Origin of the sequence: Sulfuricurvum sp. (assembly GCF_036279695.1) — a bacterium.
Classification (GTDB): domain Bacteria; phylum Campylobacterota; class Campylobacteria; order Campylobacterales; family Sulfurimonadaceae; genus Sulfuricurvum.
On record NZ_DASUIQ010000131.1, the window covers coordinates 1 to 5,976 of the forward strand.

The 5,976-nt window shown below is 44.8% G+C and carries 8 protein-coding genes; all 8 read left to right on the forward strand.

Annotation, left to right across the window (positions count from 1 at the left end):
- The first annotated feature begins 58 nt into the window (after positions 1-58).
- The 8 genes from rplU (at position 59) to VFW36_RS12430 (ending at position 5,825) form a co-directional block, all read left to right on the forward strand.
- Positions 59-367: a 50S ribosomal protein L21 gene (rplU, locus tag VFW36_RS12395; RefSeq protein WP_310440788.1), complete on the forward strand. Its 309-nt coding sequence runs from the start codon at positions 59-61 to the stop codon at positions 365-367.
- A gap of 23 nt (positions 368-390) precedes the next feature.
- Positions 391-648 (forward strand): 50S ribosomal protein L27, encoded by a 258-nt coding sequence (gene rpmA, locus VFW36_RS12400; RefSeq protein ID WP_013459610.1) that lies wholly within the window; start codon positions 391-393, stop codon positions 646-648.
- Between the two features lie 148 nt (positions 649-796).
- Positions 797-1,894: a GTPase ObgE gene (obgE, locus tag VFW36_RS12405; RefSeq protein WP_329659127.1), complete on the forward strand. Its 1,098-nt coding sequence runs from the start codon at positions 797-799 to the stop codon at positions 1,892-1,894.
- Positions 1,891-2,661 (forward strand): glutamate 5-kinase, encoded by a 771-nt coding sequence (gene proB / locus VFW36_RS12410; RefSeq protein ID WP_329659128.1) that lies wholly within the window; start codon positions 1,891-1,893, stop codon positions 2,659-2,661. The genes obgE and proB overlap by 4 nt, the downstream gene beginning before the upstream one ends.
- Entirely contained in the window at positions 2,661-3,572 is a 912-nt protein-coding gene (gene fmt / locus VFW36_RS12415; RefSeq protein WP_329659129.1) for a methionyl-tRNA formyltransferase, read from the forward strand. Before proB ends, fmt begins: the two co-directional genes overlap by 1 nt.
- Positions 3,553-4,188, forward strand: a complete 636-nt coding sequence (locus VFW36_RS12420; protein ID WP_329659130.1) for a biotin--[acetyl-CoA-carboxylase] ligase — start codon at positions 3,553-3,555, stop codon at positions 4,186-4,188. Before fmt ends, VFW36_RS12420 begins: the two co-directional genes overlap by 20 nt.
- Entirely contained in the window at positions 4,185-4,973 is a 789-nt protein-coding gene (locus VFW36_RS12425) for an AAA family ATPase (RefSeq protein ID WP_329659131.1), read from the forward strand. Before VFW36_RS12420 ends, VFW36_RS12425 begins: the two co-directional genes overlap by 4 nt.
- A 9-nt stretch (positions 4,974-4,982) precedes the next feature.
- On the forward strand, positions 4,983-5,825 hold the full coding sequence (locus VFW36_RS12430; RefSeq protein ID WP_329659132.1) for a ParB/RepB/Spo0J family partition protein: 843 nt from the start codon (positions 4,983-4,985) through the stop codon (positions 5,823-5,825).
- Positions 5,826-5,976: the final 151 nt, after the last annotated feature.

The following is a 5,976-nucleotide window of genomic DNA, read 5'->3' on the forward strand; positions in this document are numbered from 1 at the left end:
TAAATAAACGTTGGCTATAATTCGCCACTTTTTGTAGACTTGTAAGTAAGGAACGCTAATGTACGCAATTATCAAAAACGGCGGAAAACAGTATAAAGTTCAAGAGGGTGATATCCTTTTGTTCGATAAAATGGGACTTGATCCTAAAACCACCGTCGAAATCAAAGAAGTTCTTGCCGTGAATAACGGTGAACTTAAAACCGGTACCCCATTCGTAAGTGGTGCTGTTGTTACTGCTGAGGTTATCAATGAAGGTCGTGACCGTAAAGTCGTGATCTACAAAAAACGTCGTCGTAAAGACAGCAAATTGAAACGTGGTTTCAGACGAGATCACACACGCGTTCGCATCGTTAAGATCGCTGCGTAATTATTAAAAAGTAGGAGGACAGCATGGCTCATAAGAAAGGTCAGGGTAGTACACAGAATAACCGCGACTCAGCGGGACGTAGACTCGGTGTCAAAAAATACGGTGGTGAATTCGTAAGAGCGGGTAATATCGTTATCCGTCAACGCGGAACAAAAGTTCACCCGGGTAAAAACATGGGAATGGGTAAAGATCATACTTTGTATGCATTGGTTGACGGTGTCGTTGCGTTTGAACGTAAAGACAAAACTCGTAAACAAGTCTCTATCATCCCTGCCGCTTAATTTTCACTTACATCGGGCTTTCGCCCGATTTTGAATCCATTTCCAAAATTATCTTTTTAATCGTGTACTTTTTATCGAAGTATAGAGTTAAGCAAATAATCATTGTCTCATAAAGAGGCTAATGTTCAAAACAACTTGAAGGACATCCATGTTTAGTGATAGTGTAGAAATTACCGTCTCATCCGGTAAAGGGGGAGCAGGGTGTGTTGCTTTCCGACGGGAAAAATATGTTCTTCAAGGGGGACCCAACGGCGGTGACGGCGGTCGTGGCGGCGATGTCTATTTCAAAGTAGACAATAATACCCACACACTCGCACACTTTCAAGGGAACAAAAACCTCAAAGCTGACAAAGGGCAACCGGGTATGGGGTCAAACATGGCAGGCAAAGCGGGCAAACGTCTCGTGGTTGTTGTCCCTCCGGGAACCCAAGTGGTCGATGTTGAGACGGGTGATGTTTTACTCGATCTACTCGAAGACGGGAAAGAGGTTCTCTTTTTAGAAGGGGGACGCGGCGGTCTTGGGAATGTTCACTTCAAATCCTCCACCAACCAAAAACCGATGTACGCTCAACCGGGGGAGCCAGCGGTTACCCGCGTGGTCAGACTCGATCTTAAACTGATTGCGGATGTCGGATTGGTAGGATTCCCGAATGTCGGTAAATCGACCTTGATCTCTACCGTCTCTAACGCTCGTCCCGAAGTCGCCAACTATGAGTTTACGACATTGACTCCGAAACTCGGACAGATCAATATCGGTGATTTTGATTCGTATATTATGGCGGATATTCCGGGGATTATCGGTGGCGCATCTGAGGGGAAAGGTCTTGGACTTAAATTCCTTCGTCACATCGAGCGTACCAAAACCCTTTTGTTCATGATCGATTTGGCATCGTACCATGAGCTTGAGTACCAATACGAAACGCTCAAACAAGAGCTTGAAAAATTCTCACCTCTGTTAGCGGAACGTAATTTTGCGATTGCTCTTACTCGTGCCGATGCCATGAGCCCCGAAGAAGCGATCGAAAAAACGAATGCGTTTTTGAAACTGGTCAATCTCGCTCCGGTGAAGAAAAGCCGATTTGCTTTCAGCGATGAGTATCCGGTGTATGAGCAGGAAGACTTTGACAAAGCGTTTTATGATCGTAGCAAACCGGCATTTATTGCACCGATCTCTTCGGCGATCAATCTCAATATCAAACCATTAACGTATGCACTCTATCAAATGGTCGTAACGGAGCGCGCATGAAGCGAATCGTTGTTAAAGTCGGAAGTGCGGTTTTAAGTGAGCAAAATCGTATCGCAAAAGATCGGATGCAAAATCTCGTCGATTTTATTGCAGAACTCAAAAAAAGCTATGAAGTAATCCTCGTCTCTTCGGGGGCGGTTGCGGCAGGGTACACGGAACTAAAACTCGATAAAAAGATTTTGGCAAATAAACAAGCCCTTGCATCCATCGGTCAGCCGATTTTGATGAACAAATACCGTAAGATGTTTGAACACTACAATATCCTCCCCTCTCAGGTACTGGTAACGGCGGCTAATTTCAATACTGCCGAAGAGTCCCAAAAAGCAAAAGATACGATTGAAACCCTTCTCCAACATAATGTGGTTCCGATTATCAATGAAAACGATGCGACCGCGACGGAAGAGTTGATTTTGGGCGATAATGATCAGCTCTCTGCCTATGCGGCTCACCATTTTGGAGCCGAACTGCTCGTTATCCTCTCCGATATCGACGCCTATTATGACAAAGACCCCCGCAGTTACACCGATGCACAGGTACGTTCTCGCATCGAAAGTATTACGCCCGAGGAATTGGCATTAGAAGTCACTCCGAACCATAATTTTGCGACAGGGGGAATCGTGACGAAACTCAAAGCGGCAAATTTCCTCCTCAATCGAGGCGGGGCTATGTTTTTGGCGAGCGGTTTTGATCTGAGTGATGCGAAAAGCTTTTTGATTGAGGGGCAACATCGCGGAGGCAGTCTGTTTAAAGCCGCTGAGGAGCTTTAATGACCCGTGTTATTTTTATGGGGACACCCGATTATGCGGCTTCGATTTTAGAAGCGTTGATAGAGGCTACCGATATTGAAGTGGTAAGTGTTTACACCCAACCCGATAAGCCGGTAGGACGAAAAGCTATTTTAACCCCTCCGATTGTTAAAACGGTAGCCCAAAATGCAAATATCCCCGTGATACAGCCTAATAGACTCCGTGATGAAGTCGTCGTGAACGAACTTTTGGCAACACCGTGCGATATGATCATTGTCGCCGCATACGGACAAATCCTCCCAAAAGCGATTTTGGAGTATGTCCCCTGCGTGAATCTCCACGCCTCTATCCTCCCTCACTACCGTGGTGCTAGCCCGATTCAGCAAAGTTTACTGAACAACGATACCCAAAGCGGTGTTACGGCCATGTGGATGGATGAGGGGCTCGATACAGGAGCAATCATCAAGATTGAAACTATTAATATCGGTGCAGATGAGATGGTAGAATCGCTCTATAAAAGACTCACCGATACGGCAGTCGATTTGACTCTCGATACTATCCGACATTGGGATCGATGCACCGCAGCTGCTCAAAACGATGCCGAAGCGTCACATTGCAAAAAAATTCTTAAATCGGACGGGTTGATCGATTTTTCCGATGCTCGCGAAATTTATAACCGTTATCGAGCATTTACCCCGTGGCCGGGGCTTTATCTCGATTCGGGGCTAAAAATCAAAGCAATGAACCTCGAAGAGGAACTCAGTTGCGGCGAGGCGGGGGTGATACTCTCTATGGATAAAGAGAGCATCGTCGTACAATGCTCCCGCGGTTCCCTTCGTATTACGCGAGTGCAAGCTCCCTCCAAGCAAGAGACTTCGGTGATCGATTATCTAAACGGAAAACGGAGCGGTTGTGGACATCCTCTGGTTTGAATCGCTGGATTCGACACAGAGCTATCTTCTCGATGCCCTGAAAAACGGCACTGTGAAAACTCCGATATGCGTCGGGACAGACATGCAAACGATGGGGAGAGGCTCTCGCGGGAACCATTGGATCGGACAAAAGGGGAACCTTTTTATTTCGGTCGCGATTGAGCGCTCGCTCCTACCGAGTGATCTGAAACTGGAATCTACCTCGATTTATCTCGCTTTTTTGATGAAAGAGCTGATCAGCTCCTATGGTTCATCCATTTGGCTTAAGTGGCCGAACGATTTTTATAGAGACGATAAAAAAATCGGCGGTGTGATTACGAATTTAATGGGTGACACGCTAGTCTGCGGTATCGGAATCAACCTTGTTTCGGCACCCGAAGATTTTGAAAAAATCGATATAAAAATCGATCCTCAGGATTTAACGAAAGCGTATGGGGATTTGTTTAAAAAATTACCGACGTGGAAGCAAATTTTTAGTAAATTCCAGATAGAATTTGAAAACAGTAGAGATTTTTTTACCCACAACAATAATGAAAAAGTTGCATTAAAAAATGCCGTGTTACTAGAAGACGGCTCATTGGAATGCAATGGCCAAAGGATGTTTAGTTTACGATGAGTGAAGTTATTGTTATCGCCAACCAAAAGGGGGGAGTGGGTAAAACCACCACCGCCGTCAATTTAGCTGCATCTTTGGCTGTTGCAGAAAAAAAAGTATTGTTGATTGATGCGGATCCGCAGGCCAATGCTACCACTTCATTGGGGTACCACCGCAATAACTATGAGTTCAATATTTATCATGTATTGATCGGTGCCAAAAAATTACGAGAGATTATCCTCAAGACCTCATTGCCGAAACTTTTTTTAGCTCCGTCGAATATCGGTCTTGTCGGAGTTGAAAAAGAGTATTACGATGCCGATAACGCTACGGGGCGTGAACTTATTTTGAAGCGGGCTATCGCACAGGTCAAAGACGAATATGACTATGTGATTATCGATTCACCTCCGGCACTTGGGCCGATGACGATCAATGCCCTCTCGGCTTCCAATTCGGTCATTATTCCGATCCAATGTGAATTTTTTGCATTGGAAGGGTTGGCACAGCTTCTGAACACCGTTAAATTGGTTCGTAAAACGATCAATCCGAAATTGACGATCAAAGGGTTTTTGCCGACCATGTACAGCGCGCAAAACAACCTTTCTCGTCAGGTATTTGCCGATTTGCGACAACATTTTCAAGGGAAACTGTTCAAATCGGGGGGAAATGAAGAAGACTATATCGTTATTCCCCGAAACGTTAAATTGGCAGAGTCTCCGAGTTTCGGAAAACCGGCGATTCTTTACGATGTAAAATCAAGCGGCTCTATGGCGTACCAAGATTTGGCACACGCGATTATCGCCTAAAGGAAAAATATGGCGAAAGCATCTGCACTTGGACGTGGGTTGGGCGCATTGCTCAGTGAAATCGAAGAGGCATACGATAACGAGCTTCCTAAAAAAGGGGGAGTAGAAGAGATCGCAGTTGCTAAAATCCGTCCTAATCCGTATCAACCCCGTAAACATTTTGATCCGGAAAGTTTATCGGAACTCTCCGAATCGATCAAAACACATGGATTGCTTCAGCCGATCGTTGTTAAAGAAGACTTGGACGGGTATATCCTGATCGCGGGTGAGCGTCGTCTTCGTGCGAGCAAATTGGCAAAAAATAAAACGATCAAAGCGATTGTCGTATCGGTCAGCGATGAGCAGATGCGTGAACAGGCGTTGATCGAAAATATCCAACGTGATGAACTCAATGTGATCGATTTGGCGCAAGCGTATCAAGAATTGATCGATATTCATGAATTGACCCATGAGCAACTTTCGCAAACCGTCCATAAAAGCCGCGCGCAGATTACCAATACCTTACGTCTTTTGCAATTGAGCGAAAAAGGGCGTAAAGCATTGTTGGAGGGAAAAATCAGTGCCGGTCACGCCAAAGTTATTTTAGCCCTTGATCCAAAAGAACAAGCGATGATGATCGATTCGGTTATCGGTCAAAAGCTGAGTGTTCGTGATGTCGAGAGTATGGTTAAAAAAATTAAACTCCCCACTTCTTCTTCCAGCACTTCATCTGAAATCGAAGGGCTTGATTTTGATACCCTCAAAAAGCATTTGGGTTCACTTGGTTATAAATGTGGCACAAAAGGTTACAAACTAACGATTGAATTTGAAGATAATGGTCAAATTGAATCATTTTTAGACCTACTTTCTTAATATCTTCTCGCGTTTAACTGTCCCTTCAATTTATAAGTTGTATAATCACGCAACTTTTAGGAGGTGGTATGTTAGATATAAGTCCGATGCTGCTTGGCAGCACACTGATTGTCTTCCTTGTCCTTATTGCCCTACTAAACAGTTTGCTTTA